Source organism: Streptosporangium heterodermiicola, from assembly GCF_051390675.1.
Taxonomy (GTDB): domain Bacteria; phylum Actinomycetota; class Actinomycetes; order Streptosporangiales; family Streptosporangiaceae; genus Streptosporangium.
Map to the genome: position 1 here is coordinate 268,080 of NZ_JBPJSR010000010.1, position 13,657 is coordinate 281,736.

Genomic DNA, 13,657 nt, shown 5'->3' on the forward strand with positions numbered 1-13,657 from the left:
CCCGGCTCTCCGGCCCGCTGAATCGCTCCCGTCACAGGATGCGGCGCATCACGACGCGGGGGACGATCTCGATGCCCAGCTCGCGCTCGTGGCGCACCAGCTCGGCCAGCTCAGGCCCCCACTCCGCGGGGTCGAGCACGGAGAAGCCGCGCCGGGCGTACCAGGGCGCGTTCCAGGACACGTCGCGGTAGGTCGTCAGCGTCACGGCGGCGAAGCCGGTCGAGGCAGCGTGCTCGCAGACGGCCTCCAGCAGGCTCCCACCTGCTCCCCTGCGCCCGTGGCCGGGGTGGACGGCGAGCTGGTCGAGGTGGACCTGCCCGTCGACCAGGCCGAACAGGGCGAACCCGATCGGCGGGTCACCCGCGACGAGCACCCCGGCGGGGTCGTCGGCCTCCTCGATCATCGTGGTCCCCGGCGGGAAGGTGATCCCGACCTGGGCGAAGACCCCGTCGGCCGCGAGCTCCACCGCCACCAGCCCGGCCAGCTCCTCCGGCCGCGCCCAGCGGACCTCAGTCGAAGTCGAAGATGGAGTGCTTGTCATAGAACTGGAGGATATAGCGGCACCGTTCGCAGATCATCAGGGTCAACCGGTGCGAGGTGATGCCCCAGCGGCTGTCGAGCCTGCCCTGCTCCTGCTGGAACGCGGTGCCGTGACAGAGCGGGCAGGCGAGCTCGGGAGGTGTCATGGCCGTACAACGAGCGGTGCCGGGCCCGGGGTTCCGAAAAGCGGCGGGCCCGGCGGGGTCGCGTTCCGGTCCCCGGCGAGGTGACGCCGCTGCCGTCGGCGAGTCCGGCACAACGCGAGCCCGCCGAGATCACGCGCTAGAGGTCGAGAAGATGCTCCAGGCCGACCGTGAGGCCGGGGAGTTCGCGGACCCGGCGCACGCCCAGGAGCACGCCCGGGGTGAACGACGAGCGGTTCATGGTGTCGTGGCGGATGGTGAGGATCTCGCCGTCGCCGCCCAGGATGACCTCCTGGTGGGCGATGAGCCCGGCCAGCCGCACCGCGTGCACGCGGACCCCGTCGACGTCGGCGCCGCGCGCCCCGTCGAGCTCCGTGCTGGTGGCGTCGGGCATCGGCGCCGACCCCGCCTTGCGCCGCGCCTCGGCGACCAGCTCGGCCGTACGGCGGGCGGTACCCGAGGGCGCGTCGGCCTTGTTGGGGTGGTGCAGCTCGACGATCTCGGCCGACTCGAAGTAGCGGGCCGCCTGCTGGGCGAAGTGCATCATGAGCACGGCCGCGATGCCGAAGTTGGGGGCGATCAGCGCGTTGACCCCGGGGTTGGCGTCCAGCCAGCCCCGCACGGTCGCGAGCCGGGCGGCGTCGAAGCCGGTGGTGCCGACCACCGGGTGGATGCCGTGGGAGACGCACCATTCGAGGTTGTTCATGACGACGTCGGGGTGGGTGAAGTCGACCACCACCTCGGCGCCTTCCAGCTCCTCGATCGGGTCGCCCTGGTCGACGGCCGCGACCAGCTCCAGATCGTCCGCCGCCTCGACGGCCTTGCACACTTCGACACCGACGCGCCCTCTGGCGCCGAGAACTCCAACCCTGATCACGGGCCCAAGGCTATACCGAAGGCCCCCGGGACGACGGACGGCCCCGGCGCGGGACGACGGGGCCACTCGTGCGTGGAGCCGGGAGGACCGTCACAAGACGACGGACGGCCCCGGCGCGAAGAACACGCCGGGGCCGCTCGTACGGGAGCCGTGAGGGACCGTCAGCCGGTGACGACCGCGCTGAAGTCCCGGTCCTCCTTGTAGGGGCCGATGACCGCGAGGGACATCGGGCGGGTGAGGACGTCCTGGGCCACCTCGGTGATCTGCTCCGGGGTCACCGCGTCGATCCTGCCGAGCAGGTCGTCGACCGAGAGCAGCTCGTCGAAGACCAGGTCGCCCTTGCCGATCCTGGACATCCGGGAACCGGTGTCCTCCAGCCCGAGCACGAGACCGCCGCGCATCTGGCCCTTGCCGCGGACGATCTCCTCCTCGGTGATGCCGTCGGCGACCACGCGGAGCACCTCCTCGCGGCAGATCTTCAGCACGTCGTCGATCTTCGACGGCAGGCAGCCGACGTAGATGCCGAACTGGCCGGTGTCGGCGAGGGCGGAGGTGTAGGAGTAGGCCGAGTAGGCGAGGCCCCTCTTCTCCCTGATCTCCTGGAACAACCGCGAGGACATGCCGCCGCCCAGCGCCGCGTTGAGCACGCCGAGCGCGAAGCGGCGCTCGTCGGTGCGGGTGAGCGCGGTCGTGCCGAGGACCAGGTTGGCCTGCTCGGTCGGCCGGTGCACCACCCGCGTGCCGGAGCGGAGCTCGACGCCGGGCCCCGACACGCGCGGGGGCACCGGCGAGGCGTCCCCGCCCAGGGCCCCGGCCCGCTCGTAGGCCGCGGCGACCAGGGCCACCACCCGCTCGTGGTCGACGTTGCCCGCCACCGACACCACTGTGTGGGTGGGCAGGTAGTAACGCCGGTAGTACTCGGCGATCCGGTCGCGGCTGACCGCGGTGATCGAGTCGACCGTGCCGAGGATCGGCCTGCCGACCGGCGTGTCACCGTACAGCTCGGCGGAGAACTGCTCGTGCACCACGTCCGAGGGATCGTCGTCGTGCATGGCGATCTCCTCCAGGATCACGCCACGCTCGGCCTCGACGTCCTCCTCGCTGATGAGCGAGGAGGTCACCACGTCGGCGAGCACGTCGATCGCCACCCGCAGGTCCTCGTCGAGGACCCGCGCGTAGTAACAGGTGTACTCCTTGGCGGTGAACGCGTTGATCTCGCCGCCGATGCCCTCGATGGCCGCGGAGATCTCCAGGGCGTCCCGCGTGGGCGTGCCCTTGAACAGCAGGTGCTCAAGGAAGTGGGAGGAGCCCATGTGCTGGGGGGACTCGTCTCTCGACCCGATGCCGACCCACATGCCGACCGCGACGGAACGCACGGTCGGCATGGACTCGGTCACCACCCGGAGCCCACCGGGAAGGACGGTGCGCTTCACGACCCCGGCGCCGTCCTTGCCGGGGTGCAGAGTGGTGGTGATCACGAGTTGCGGTCTTCCCCTCCGCCGCCACCACGGTTGCCGCCGCCACCGCCGTTGCTGCTGCGGGTGCGGGTGCGGCGGGGCCGCTCCTCACGAGGCTTGTCGTCGGAGGCGGACGCCTCGGCGGCCGGGGCCGCGGACGTCTCGGTGTCGCCGGACTCGGCCTTGGCCGCGGCCTCCTTCTCGATGACCTCGACGGGCACCAGGGAGAGCTTGCCGCGCGAGTCGATCTCGGCGATCTCCACCTGGACCTTCTCGCCGACGTTCATGACGTCCTCGACGTTCTCGATGCGCTTGCCGCCGTGCAGCTTGCGGATCTGGGAGACGTGCAGGAGGCCGTCCTTGCCCGGCATGAGGGAGATGAAGGCGCCGAAGGCGGCGATCTTGACGACCGTGCCCAGGTAGCGCTCGCCGACCTCCGGCATGTGCGGGTTCGCGATGGCGTTGATCGCCGACCGGGCCGCCTCGGCGGACGGGCCGTCGGTGGCGCCGATGTAGATGGTTCCGTCGTCCTCCAGGGTGATCTCGGCGCCGGTGTCGTCCTGGATCTGGTTGATCATCTTGCCCTTCGGGCCGATGACCTCTCCGATCTTGTCCACCGGGATCTTGATCGTGATGATGCGCGGGGCCGTCGCGTTCATCTCCGCCGGGGAGTCGATGGCCTCCTGCATCACGTCGATGATCGCGAGACGGGCGCCCTTCGCCTGCTTCAGCGCGGCGGCCAGCACGGAGGCCGGGATGCCGTCGAGCTTGGTGTCGAGCTGGAGGGCGGTGATGACGTCCTTGGTGCCGGCGACCTTGAAGTCCATGTCGCCCATGGCGTCCTCGGCACCGAGGATGTCGGTGAGCGTGACGTACTGGTCGCCCTCGTTGATGAGGCCCATCGCGATGCCCGCGACGATGCCCTTCAGCGGGACACCCGCGTCGAGCAGCGCCATCGTCGAGGCGCAGACCGAGCCCATGGAGGTCGAGCCGTTGGAGCTCAGCGCCTCGGAGACCTGGCGGATCGCGTACGGGAACTCCTCGCGCAGCGGCAGCACCGGCAGGAGCGCCCGCTCGGCGAGCGCGCCGTGGCCGATCTCGCGCCGCTTGGGCGAGCCCACCCGGCCGGTCTCACCGGTGGAGTAGGGCGGGAAGTTGTAGTTGTGCATGTAGCGCTTGGTGCGCTCGGGGTTGAGCGTGTCGATCATCTGCTCCATGCGGAGCATGTTGAGCGTGGTGATGCCCAGGATCTGGGTCTCGCCGCGCTCGAACAGGGCCGAGCCGTGCACCCGGGGCACGATGTGGACCTCGGCGCTGAGCTGCCGGATGTCCTTGACGCCACGGCCGTCGATGCGGACGCCCTCGGCGATCACGCGCTCGCGCATGAGCTTCTTGGTCAGCGACCGGAACGCGGCGCCGATCTCCTTCTCGCGGCCCTCGAAGTCGGGGCCGACCTTCTCCAGCACCAGGGCCCTGACCCGGTCGAGCTCGGTCTCGCGCTCCTGCTTGCCGGCGATGGTCAGCGCGGCGGCGAGCTCGCTCTTCACCGAGCCGGTCACGGCCTCCAGGACGTCGTCCTGGTAGTCGAGGAACAGGGGGTACTCGGCGGTCTCCTTGGCGGCGACCTTCGCGACCTTGGCCTGCGCCTCGCACAGCACCTTGATGAACGGCTTCGCCGCCTCCAGGCCCTGGGCCACGGTCTCCTCGGTCGGCGCCACGGCGCCCTCGGCGACCAGCTTGAGCGTGTCGCGGGTGGACTCGGCCTCGACCATCATGATCGCGACGTCGCCGTCGGCGAGGACGCGGCCCGCGACCACCATGTCGAAGGTGGCGCTGGCCAGCTCGGTGTTGGTCGGGAAGGCGATCCACTGGCCCTCGATCAGCGCGACGCGGACGCCGCCGATCGGGCCGGAGAACGGCAGCCCGGCGAGCTGGGTGGAGAGGGACGCGGCGTTGATCGCCACGACGTCGTACAGGTGCTCGGGGTGGAGCGCCATGACGGTGGCGACCACCTGGATCTCGTTGCGCAGGCCCTTGACGAACGAGGGGCGCAGCGGCCGGTCGATCAGGCGGCAGGTGAGGATGGCGTCCTCGGAGGGACGGCCCTCACGCCGGAAGAACGAGCCGGGGATGCGGCCCGCGGCGTACATCCGCTCCTCGACGTCCACCGTGAGGGGGAAGAAGTCGAGGTTCTCCTTGGGATTCTTGGACGCGGTGGTCGCGGAGAGGACCATCGTGTCGTCGTCGAGATAGACGACGGCGGAACCCGCCGCCTGGCGCGCGAGCCGCCCGGTCTCGAACCGGATGGTACGCGTGCCGAATGAGCCGTTGTCGATGACGGCTTCGCTGCTGTGGACACCCTCCACGGGGGACCTCCTTGTGGGTCGGTCGCCCGCGTCCGGCCAGACGCACGTGTCGCGCCTGGTTCGTCGTGTTGCCGGCTCCCCGTAGGTGCAGCGCCGGTCTTCGATCGAAGCGCCCGGTTCCGTATGGCTTGTGCCAAGATGACCGGGGGCCACTACCGAGGACCGGCCCTCCGACGCCGTGGGGCGCGCTTGCTTGCGGACGCGGGGCACTGTCTCGGCTATTCAGTTTGCTCACTGGGGCGGCGTCTTCGTGGCGCGACGCGCCGACACCACCCCATATGAGAGATGAGGGAGCGGCGCGAACGCCACTCCCTCATGACACTATCGGCGCAGGCCGAGCCGCTCGATGAGCGAGCGGTAGCGCGCGATGTCCTTGCTCTGCAGGTACTTCAGCAGCCGGCGACGACGGCCGACGAGCAGCAGCAGGCCACGACGGCTGTGGTGGTCGTGCTTGTGCACCTTCAGGTGCTCGGTGAGCTCGCTGATGCGCTTGCTGAGCAGCGCGATCTGCACCTCGGGGGAACCGGTGTCGGTCTCACCCTTGGCGTAGTCACCGATGATCTGCTTCTTTGCTGCGGTGTCGAGCGACACTTTTCTCCTTGGACCTCTGCGGGCACGCGCGATTCCGGCTCCCCGAACGACCGTGCGTGCCTACAGTCGCCGTGGCGAGATCAGCACCGGGACCATTGGACACCGGTTACAGAGCTGACATGCCAGGTTACCACCGGCTCCAACGCACCCGCACATCGTACGAGAGCCCGGCGAGCCCCCGCTCGGAAACCCCGGTGGGGCCGGGGAAACGGGACCGGGGGGGTCGCGGGGCGCGGGGCGCGTGTGACACAAGGGCCGGGCGGGACCAGGCGGGGAAGGTCAGCTCGTCAGGCGGCGCACCTCGTCCACGTCGGCGTGGATCTGCGCGACGAGCGCCTCGATCGAGTCGAACCTGGTGTTGCCGCGCAGCCTCGGCCCGAAGTCCACGGCCACGTGCGCGCCGTAGAGGTCGAGATCGTCGCGGTCGAGCGCGTACGCCTCGACCGTGCGGGGCACCCCCTCGAAGGTCGGGTTGGTGCCCACCGAGATCGCCGCGGGCCAGCGCTCGCCGCCGTAGACGGCGGGCAGGTTCCCGGTCGGGACCCCCTGCAGCCAGCCGGCGTAGACGCCGTCGGCGGGGATGGCGGTGAACTCCGGCGACTCCAGGTTCGCCGTCGGGAAACCGAGCTGCCGGCCGCGCTGGTAGCCGCGGACGACCACGCCCTCGACCCGGTGCGGGCGGCCGAGCGTCTGCGTGACCGCCTCCATGTCCCCGGCGGCGATCTGCTCGCGGATCAGGGTGGAGGAGATCGTCTCCCCGTCGCTGACCAGCGGGACCGCCTCGGCCACGAAGTCGTACTTCTCCCCGAGGGTGCGCAGCGTCTCCACGTCGCCGGAGGCCTTGTGCCCGAAGCGGAAGTTCTCCCCCACCACGACCCCGGCGGCGTGCAGCCGGTCGACGAGCACGGTCTGCACGAACTCGTCCGGGCTCATCCGGGAGAACTCCAGCGTGAACGGCAGGACGCACACCGCGTCGACGCCCAGCCCCGCGAGGAGCTCGGTGCGGTGCCTGGCCGTCGTCAGCCTCGGCGGGTGCGTGCCGGGCCGCACGACCTCCTCCGGATGCGGGTCGAAGGTCACCACCACCGAGGAAACCCCGAGAAGCGCGGCCATCGCGACGGCACGGGCCACCATCTGCTGGTGCCCGCGGTGAACGCCGTCGAAGACGCCGATCGTGACGACGGACCTGCCCCAGTCTTCGGGCACGTCGTCCAATCCGTGCCAGCCTCGCACCGCAGCCTCTTCCCTCGTAGCGGATGAACCCCTAAAGCCTGCCATGCTCCCGGCCCTTCTCCCCAATCGGGGAGCCCCTTGACTTCGACACGCCCCTGACCTCGAAAGGGTCCCGTCAGGACACCGGAGGAGCCTCGAAGGCCCTCGCGGGAGCCTTTCGGACGACCTCTTCGAGACTCCGGACGCCCTAGGGGGGAGCCGGGCGGACCGGGCGCGCGAGGGCGGGCGGTCCCGTCAGGGGACGAAGACCGCCAGGGACTTCGCGATCTGGCCGTGCTCCTCCACCAGCGCCACCAGGGTGCCGCCGGGGCCGAACACCCCGATCGGCCCGCTCCCCAGGCCCAGCGCGGGCAGCCGCCCGCCGTGCGCGACGGAGGCCGCCTCCTCGGCGGTCACGTCCCGGCGCGGGAAGGCCGCCGCGACCGCGTCGGCCATCGGCAGGATCACGCACTCGGCGGCGAGCCGCTCCAGGGTGTGGGCCGCCGACAGGTCGTAGGGGCCCACGCGGGTACGGCGCAGGGCGGTCAGGTGGCCGCCGACCCCCAGATCGGCGCCCAGGTCGCGGGCGAGCGCGCGGATGTAGGTGCCACTGGAACAGGACACCGAGGCGTCGACGTCGACGAGGTCACCGTGCCGGCGTACGGCGGTGATCTCGAAGCCCGACACGGTCACCGGGCGGGCCTTGAGCTCGACCTCCTCGCCCGCCCTGGCCAGCTTGTAGGCCCGCTCGCCGTTCACCTTGATGGCGCTGACCTGCGGCGGGATCTGCGTGATCGGGCCGGTCAGCGTGGCGACGCCCTTCCTGATCCCCTCCTCGGCGACCTCCGCCGCCGACGCCGTGGCGATGATCTCGCCCTCCGCGTCGTCGGTGTTGGTGGACTGGCCGAGGCGGATCGTGGCGTCGTAGCCCTTCTCGGTGAGCGCGAGGTGGCCGAGCAGGCGGGTGGCCTTCTCGACGCCGACCACCAGCACGCCGGTGGCCATCGGGTCGAGGGTGCCCGCGTGGCCGACCTTACGGGTGCCCGCGATGCCGCGGAGCTTGGCCACGACGTCGTGCGAGGTCCACTCGGCGGGCTTGTCGACGATGATCAGCCCGCTCGGCGGCGGGGTGCGCTTGGCGCGAGCCGTACTCATTCTGGTCCTCACAGGCGTGCCGGCAAGGGTTCACATGCCGGGAAGGGTTTCGCAACGGTGCCGGGAAGGGGTTTTACAGCAGTGCCCGGAGGCTCTCGATCGTCTCCTCGACGGGCTGGTGGGAGGTGAAACCCGCCGCCTTGGCGTGGCCGCCGCCCCCCAGCGCGGCGCTGACGCGCGAGACGTCCACCCCGCCCTTGGAGCGCATGGAGACCTGCCAGACGCCGTCGTCGTCCTCCTTGAGGATGGTGGCGACATCCGCCTGGTCGGTGCGCCGGATCACGTCGATCATCCCCTCGACCTCGTCGTACGGCAGCCCGTACGCGGCGCGGTCGGCGTGGGTGACGAACGTCCAGACCAGGCCGCCGCCCACCTCGGGCTCCAGGCGCACCCTGTCGAGCACGACTCCGAGCACCTTCAGGTAGCCGAACGGGGAACGGTCCCACAGCTCGCGGGCGATCTTCTCGGGGTCGAGCCCGGTGGCGAGCAGCCGGGCGGCCATGGCGTGCGCGTCGGGGGTGGTGGAGGAGTGCCTGAAGGAGCCGGTGTCGGTGACGAGCCCGACGTACAGGCAGGTCGCGATGTCCTTGTCGACCGGCAGGCCGAGCCGGTGGATCAGCTCCTCGGCGAGCACGGCGGTGGCCGCGGCGCCGGGGTCGACCAGGTTGAGGGTGCCGAAGCCGGTGTTGGACGGGTGGTGGTCCAGCACGACCAGCTCGTGCGCCTTGACCGTGTTGCCGGTCAGCACGCCGAGACGCCCGACGGTGGGAACGTCGAAGGTGACCATCACCTCGGGCGCGGCCGGGTAGTGCGCGGGATCGGCCAGCAGGTCCTGCCCCGGCAGGAAGCGCAGCAGCCTGGGCACCGTGAAGCGCCGGTCGCCGAAGGAGGCGGTGATCCGCTTGCCCGCCGCGCGCAGCGCGATCCCGACGCCCAGCATGGAGCCGAGCGCGTCGCCGTCGGGCGAGACGTGGCAGGCCAGCGCGATCTCGTCCGCGGCCGAGATGAGCTCGACGGCCCGTGCCCAGTCCTGACCGGACACCGGGCCCGCCGAGTCGTCGTCACGCAGGTCGGGCGTCACGTCGCGGAGCGTCCCGCGCGTTCCGAGGATTCGTCTTCTTCGTCCCCGGAGTCGTCGCCGTCTTCCCGGTCCTCGGGCTTGCGGTAGGGATCGGCGTCCCCGGCGTGCGCGGCGCCCTCGGCCCGCTTGGCGATCTCCACGTCCCTGGCCTTCGCCTCGGCGAGCAGATCCTCCAGGTGGCGGGCGTTGTCGGGAAGCGGGTCGTGGGTGAACGTCAGCGTCGGCGTGTGACGCAGGCCCGTCTGGCGGCCCACCTCCGAGCGGATGAGCCCCTTGGCGCTCTCCAGGGCCACGGCGGAGTCGGCCCGCTCGGCCTCGGAGCCGAACACGGTGTAGAACACCGTGGCCTCGCCCAGGTCGTTGGTGATGCGCGTGTCCGTCACGGTCACGAACCCCAGCCTGGGGTCCTTGATACGGCGCTCCAGCATCTCCGCCACGATCTGCTGGATCCGATCGGCGATCTTGCGTGCGCGTGCGGCGTCCATAGCTCCCCCCTTCTCACGGGGAAGGCCGGTGCGGTAGGGGTCCGCGACCGGCCGTCTCCGTATCTAGTCCTCGTCCTCGTTGTAGAGCCGGTGCCTGGCGGACAGCAGCTCGATCTCCGGGTGGAAGGCGATCAGTCGCTCGCAGTCGTCCAGCACCGCGCCGCAGTTGGCGGCGGTGGAGGAGACGACCGCGATCCCGATCTCGGTACGGCGGTGCAGATCAAGGTGGCCGGTCTCCGCGACGGCCACACCCGGGAACCGTCGCTGCACCTCGGCGACGATGGGACGCACCACCGAGCGCTTCTGCTTCAGCGAGTGAACGTCGCCGAGCAGGATGTCCAATGTCAGGGCACCTACATACATAGTGGGTCACTCGCCACGGTTGTCACCCGTGCCACGGGGCGCGGGCCCCGCCCACCGGCCGTGCCCCGAGGGGCGCGGCCGGTGGAACGGTTCCTCTGCCTGTCGAGGCATCAGGCTCGCGGCTTCTCCCGCATCTCGAAGGTCTCGATGACGTCATCGATCTTGATGTCGCTGTAGCCGACACCGATACCGCACTCGAACCCTTCACGGACCTCGGTCGCGTCGTCTTTGAAGCGGCGCAGCGAGGAGACGGTGAGGTTGTCGGAGATGACGACCCCGCCGCGGATGATCCGGGCCTTGCTGTTGCGGACGATCGTGCCCGAGCGGACCAGAGCACCGGCGATGTTGCCGATCTTCGGCACCTTGAAGACCTCGCGGACTTCGGCGGTGCCCATCTGGACCTCTTCGAACTCCGGCTTGAGCATGCCCTTGAGGGCCGCCTCGATCTCCTCGATCGCCTGGTAGATGACCGAGTAGTAGCGGATGTCGACGCCCTCGCGCTCGGCCAGGTCGCGCGCCCTGACCTCGGGACGCACGTTGAAGCCGATGATGACGGCGTTGTCGTCGGCGACCGCCAGGTTGACGTCGTACTCGGTGATCGCACCGACGGCGCGGTGGAGCACCCGCAGGCGCACCTCGTCGCCGACGTCGATCTTGAGCAGCGCGTCTTCCAGGGCCTCGACGGAACCGGAGACGTCACCCTTGATGATGAGCTTGAGCTCGTCGACCTGGCCCTTCTCCATCTCGCTGAAGAGCTCTTCGAGGGTGCGGCGGCGGCCGGACTTGGCCATGTCCGCGATGCGCTTGCGCGCGGCGCGCTGCTGGGCGATCTGGCGCGCCATCCGGTCGTCGGTGACGACGATGAAGTTGTCACCGGCCCCCGGCGTCGCGGTCAGACCCAGGACCTGCACCGGACGGGACGGGTCGGCCTCGGGGATCGAGTCGCCGTTGTCGTCGAGCATCGCCCGGACGCGGCCGAAGGCCTCGCCACAGACGATCGAGTCGCCGACGCGGAGCGTGCCGCGCTGGACCAGCACGGTCGCGACCGGGCCGCGGCCCTTGTCGAGGTGCGCCTCGATGGCGACGCCCTGGGCGTCCATCGTGGCGTTCGCCCGCAGGTCGAGCTCGGCGTCCGCGGTGAGCAGGATGGCCTCAAGCAGCTGCTCGATGCCGATCCCGTTCTTGGCGGAGATGTCGACGAACATCGTGGTGCCGCCGTACTCCTCGGCGACCAGGCCGTACTCGGTGAGCTGGGCCCGGACCTTGCCCGGGTCGGCGCCCTCCTTGTCGACCTTGTTGACCGCGACGACGATCGGCACGTCGGCCGCCTGGGCGTGGTTGAGCGCCTCGACGGTCTGCGGCTTCACGCCGTCGTCGGCCGCGACGACCAGGACGGCGATGTCGGTCACCTTGGCACCACGGGCACGCATGGCGGTGAACGCCTCGTGACCGGGGGTGTCGATGAAGGTGATCTTCCGGTCTTCGCCCTCGTGCACGGTGGCGATCTGGTAGGCGCCGATGTGCTGGGTGATGCCACCGGCCTCCCGCGCCACCTCGTTGGTGTTGCGGATGGCGTCGAGCAGCTTGGTCTTACCGTGGTCGACGTGACCCATGACGGTCACCACCGGCGGGCGCGCGACCAGGTCGGACTCGTCGCCCTCGTCCTCGCCGAACTCGATGTCGAAGGTCTCCAGGAGCTCGCGGTCCTCCTCCTCCGGGCTGACCACAAGCAGGTTGTAGTCGAGCTCGGCGGCCAGGAGCTGGAGCGTCTCCTCGTTGACCGACTGCGTGGCGGTCACCATCTCTCCGAGGTGCAGCATGATCTGCACCAGGGACGCCGGGATCGCGCCGATCTTGTCGGCGAAGTCCGACAGGGAGGCGCCGCGCGACAGGCGGATCGTCTGCCCGTTGCCGCGAGGTGCCTGCACGCCGCCGATCGCCGGGGCCTGCATGTTGTCGAACTCTTGACGCCGCTGGCGCTTGGACTTGCGACCGCGGGTCGGGCGTCCTCCGGGACGGCCGAACGCGCCCGCGGTGCCTCCACCGCGACCACGGCCACCGCCGCCGGGACGACCGGCGAAACCGCCGCCACCGCCACCGGGACCACCGGTTCCGGTGCCGGGACGGCCGGCGCCGCCACCGCCGCCCGGGCGGCCGGCGAAACCGCCGCCACCGCCACCGGGACGACCGCCGCCACCGCCGGGACGGCCCGCGCCGCCACCGGGACGGCCTGCGCCCGCACCGCCGCCGGGACGACCTGCGCCGCCACCGCCGCCGGGACCGGCGGGCCGGCCCTGGGGCATCATCATCGGGCTGGGACGGGGACCGCCGGGACGCGGGCCGCCGGGGCCGCCCGCACCGCCACCGGGACGAGGGCCGCCGGCACCGGGACCCGGACGCGGGCCACCGGATCCGGGCGGGCCGGAACGGGCGCCGGGCGGACGGGGACCGGCGTTGTCGCGGTCCTGGCGAGGACCGCGGTCCTCGCGGGGACCGGGACGCGGGCCCCTGTCGCCGGGACCGCCGTCACGGCCGGGGCCACCGGGACCACCGGGGCCGCCGGCGCGCGGCGGACGGGCCTGGCCCATGCCGCTGGCGTTCGACGAGAACGGGTTGTTGCCGGGGCGCGGGCCACGCGGGCCAGGACGCGGGCCGGGCTTGGGCGCACCGGCACCGGGGGCACCGGCTCCGGGCCTGGGGCCCGAAGGCGCTCCGCCCGGACCGCCCGCGGGACGACCGCCCTCGGGACGCGCCTCGGGGCGCTGGGCGGGACCCGGACGCGGGGCGGGCCTGGGACCCGGCTTGGGGCCGGGGCCGGAGGCCGCCGGACGACCGCTGTCGGTGCGGGGCGCCTCGAACCGCGGGGCCTGCACCTGCGGCGGCTGCTGACGCGGCGGCTGCGGGGGCTGGACCGGCGGAGCCGGGGGGACGACCGGCGGGGCCGCCTGCGGCGCGGGGGCCGCGGGACGAGCCGGTGCGGGCCCCGGACGAGGACCCGGCCTGGGGGCCGGTCCCGGCTTGGGGATGGATGTCGACGCCGCGGGGGCGCCGTTTGGCTGGCCGTCTCCCGGCCGAGGGGCCGCCTGAGGCGGCCTGGGGCCTCTGCCCCTGTCGGACGAGCCCTTACTGGGGCCGCCCAAAGCTTCCGTGAGCCTGCGGACTACCGGTGCTTCGATAGTCGAGGACGCCGAACGCACGAACTCGCCCATCTCCTGGAGCTTGGCCATGACGACCTTGCTCTCCACACCGAACTCCTTGGCGAGCTCGTATACCCGGACCTTCGCCACTGCACTCCCTTGTCTCGGCCCGGGAGGCGGTGCCGCCGGACCGTCGTTACGTTGACGTACTCATCGCCGCATGCTCATCAGGCGCTCATAGCTATCTGAC

The 13,657-nt window shown here is 71.4% G+C and carries 12 protein-coding genes; all 12 read right to left on the reverse strand.

Annotated elements, in window-relative coordinates:
- Window positions 1–31: 31 nt before the first annotated feature.
- The 12 genes from ACSC1Q_RS23045 to infB all read right to left on the reverse strand — a co-directional run bounded on the left by ACSC1Q_RS23045 (window position 32) and on the right by infB (window position 13,557).
- Window positions 32–541 (reverse strand): GNAT family N-acetyltransferase, encoded by a 510-nt coding sequence (locus ACSC1Q_RS23045; RefSeq protein ID WP_436760773.1) that lies wholly within the window; start codon window positions 539–541, stop codon window positions 32–34.
- Window positions 510–686, reverse strand: coding sequence for a hypothetical protein (locus ACSC1Q_RS23050; RefSeq protein ID WP_350972766.1), 177 nt, complete (start codon window positions 684–686; stop codon window positions 510–512). Before ACSC1Q_RS23050 ends, ACSC1Q_RS23045 begins: the two co-directional genes overlap by 32 nt.
- 136 nt (window positions 687–822) lie before the next feature.
- Complete coding sequence (gene dapB / locus ACSC1Q_RS23055) at window positions 823–1,560, reverse strand: 4-hydroxy-tetrahydrodipicolinate reductase (protein ID WP_436760774.1); 738 nt, start codon at window positions 1,558–1,560, stop codon at window positions 823–825.
- 161 nt (window positions 1,561–1,721) lie between these two features.
- On the reverse strand, window positions 1,722–3,035 hold the full coding sequence (locus tag ACSC1Q_RS23060) for a M16 family metallopeptidase (RefSeq protein WP_436760856.1): 1,314 nt from the start codon (window positions 3,033–3,035) through the stop codon (window positions 1,722–1,724).
- A complete protein-coding gene (locus tag ACSC1Q_RS23065; protein WP_436760775.1) occupies window positions 3,035–5,383 on the reverse strand; it encodes a polyribonucleotide nucleotidyltransferase in 2,349 nt (782 codons plus the stop codon). Before ACSC1Q_RS23065 ends, ACSC1Q_RS23060 begins: the two co-directional genes overlap by 1 nt.
- Window positions 5,384–5,704: 321 nt before the next feature.
- On the reverse strand, window positions 5,705–5,974 hold the full coding sequence (gene rpsO, locus ACSC1Q_RS23070) for a 30S ribosomal protein S15 (RefSeq protein WP_030904195.1): 270 nt from the start codon (window positions 5,972–5,974) through the stop codon (window positions 5,705–5,707).
- A 279-nt stretch (window positions 5,975–6,253) separates the two neighbouring features.
- The gene (locus tag ACSC1Q_RS23075; RefSeq protein ID WP_436760776.1) at window positions 6,254–7,207 is read right to left on the reverse strand and encodes a bifunctional riboflavin kinase/FAD synthetase; all 954 of its coding nucleotides are present in this window, start codon (window positions 7,205–7,207) and stop codon (window positions 6,254–6,256) included.
- A gap of 234 nt (window positions 7,208–7,441) precedes the next feature.
- Window positions 7,442–8,341 carry a tRNA pseudouridine(55) synthase TruB gene (truB, locus tag ACSC1Q_RS23080; protein ID WP_436760777.1) on the reverse strand — a complete coding sequence of 300 codons (900 nt, stop codon included), beginning with the start codon at window positions 8,339–8,341 and terminating at the stop codon, window positions 7,442–7,444.
- Window positions 8,342–8,414: 73 nt separating this feature from the next.
- Window positions 8,415–9,422, reverse strand: coding sequence for a DHH family phosphoesterase (locus tag ACSC1Q_RS23085; protein WP_436760778.1), 1,008 nt, complete (start codon window positions 9,420–9,422; stop codon window positions 8,415–8,417).
- A complete protein-coding gene (gene rbfA / locus ACSC1Q_RS23090) occupies window positions 9,419–9,907 on the reverse strand; it encodes a 30S ribosome-binding factor RbfA (protein ID WP_350972782.1) in 489 nt (162 codons plus the stop codon). Before rbfA ends, ACSC1Q_RS23085 begins: the two co-directional genes overlap by 4 nt.
- 63 nt (window positions 9,908–9,970) lie before the next feature.
- Entirely contained in the window at window positions 9,971–10,270 is a 300-nt protein-coding gene (locus tag ACSC1Q_RS23095) for a DUF503 domain-containing protein (protein WP_329091737.1), read from the reverse strand.
- A gap of 110 nt (window positions 10,271–10,380) precedes the next feature.
- Window positions 10,381–13,557: a translation initiation factor IF-2 gene (gene infB, locus ACSC1Q_RS23100; RefSeq protein WP_436760779.1), complete on the reverse strand. Its 3,177-nt coding sequence runs from the start codon at window positions 13,555–13,557 to the stop codon at window positions 10,381–10,383.
- Between the last annotated feature and the right edge of the window lie 100 nt (window positions 13,558–13,657).

What these genes read in the sequence shown, in the direction of transcription:
- ACSC1Q_RS23095 (WP_329091737.1), bottom strand. Translation starts at nt 10,270, where the DNA reads ATGTATGTAGGTGCCCTGACATTGGACATCCTGCTCGGCGACGTTCAC.
- ACSC1Q_RS23045 (WP_436760773.1), bottom strand. Translation starts at nt 541, where the DNA reads ATGACAAGCACTCCATCTTCGACTTCGACTGAGGTCCGCTGGGCGCGG.
- truB (WP_436760777.1), bottom strand. Translation starts at nt 8,341, where the DNA reads ATGAGTACGGCTCGCGCCAAGCGCACCCCGCCGCCGAGCGGGCTGATC.
- ACSC1Q_RS23050 (WP_350972766.1), bottom strand. Translation starts at nt 686, where the DNA reads ATGACACCTCCCGAGCTCGCCTGCCCGCTCTGTCACGGCACCGCGTTC.
- rbfA (WP_350972782.1), bottom strand. Translation starts at nt 9,907, where the DNA reads ATGGACGCCGCACGCGCACGCAAGATCGCCGATCGGATCCAGCAGATC.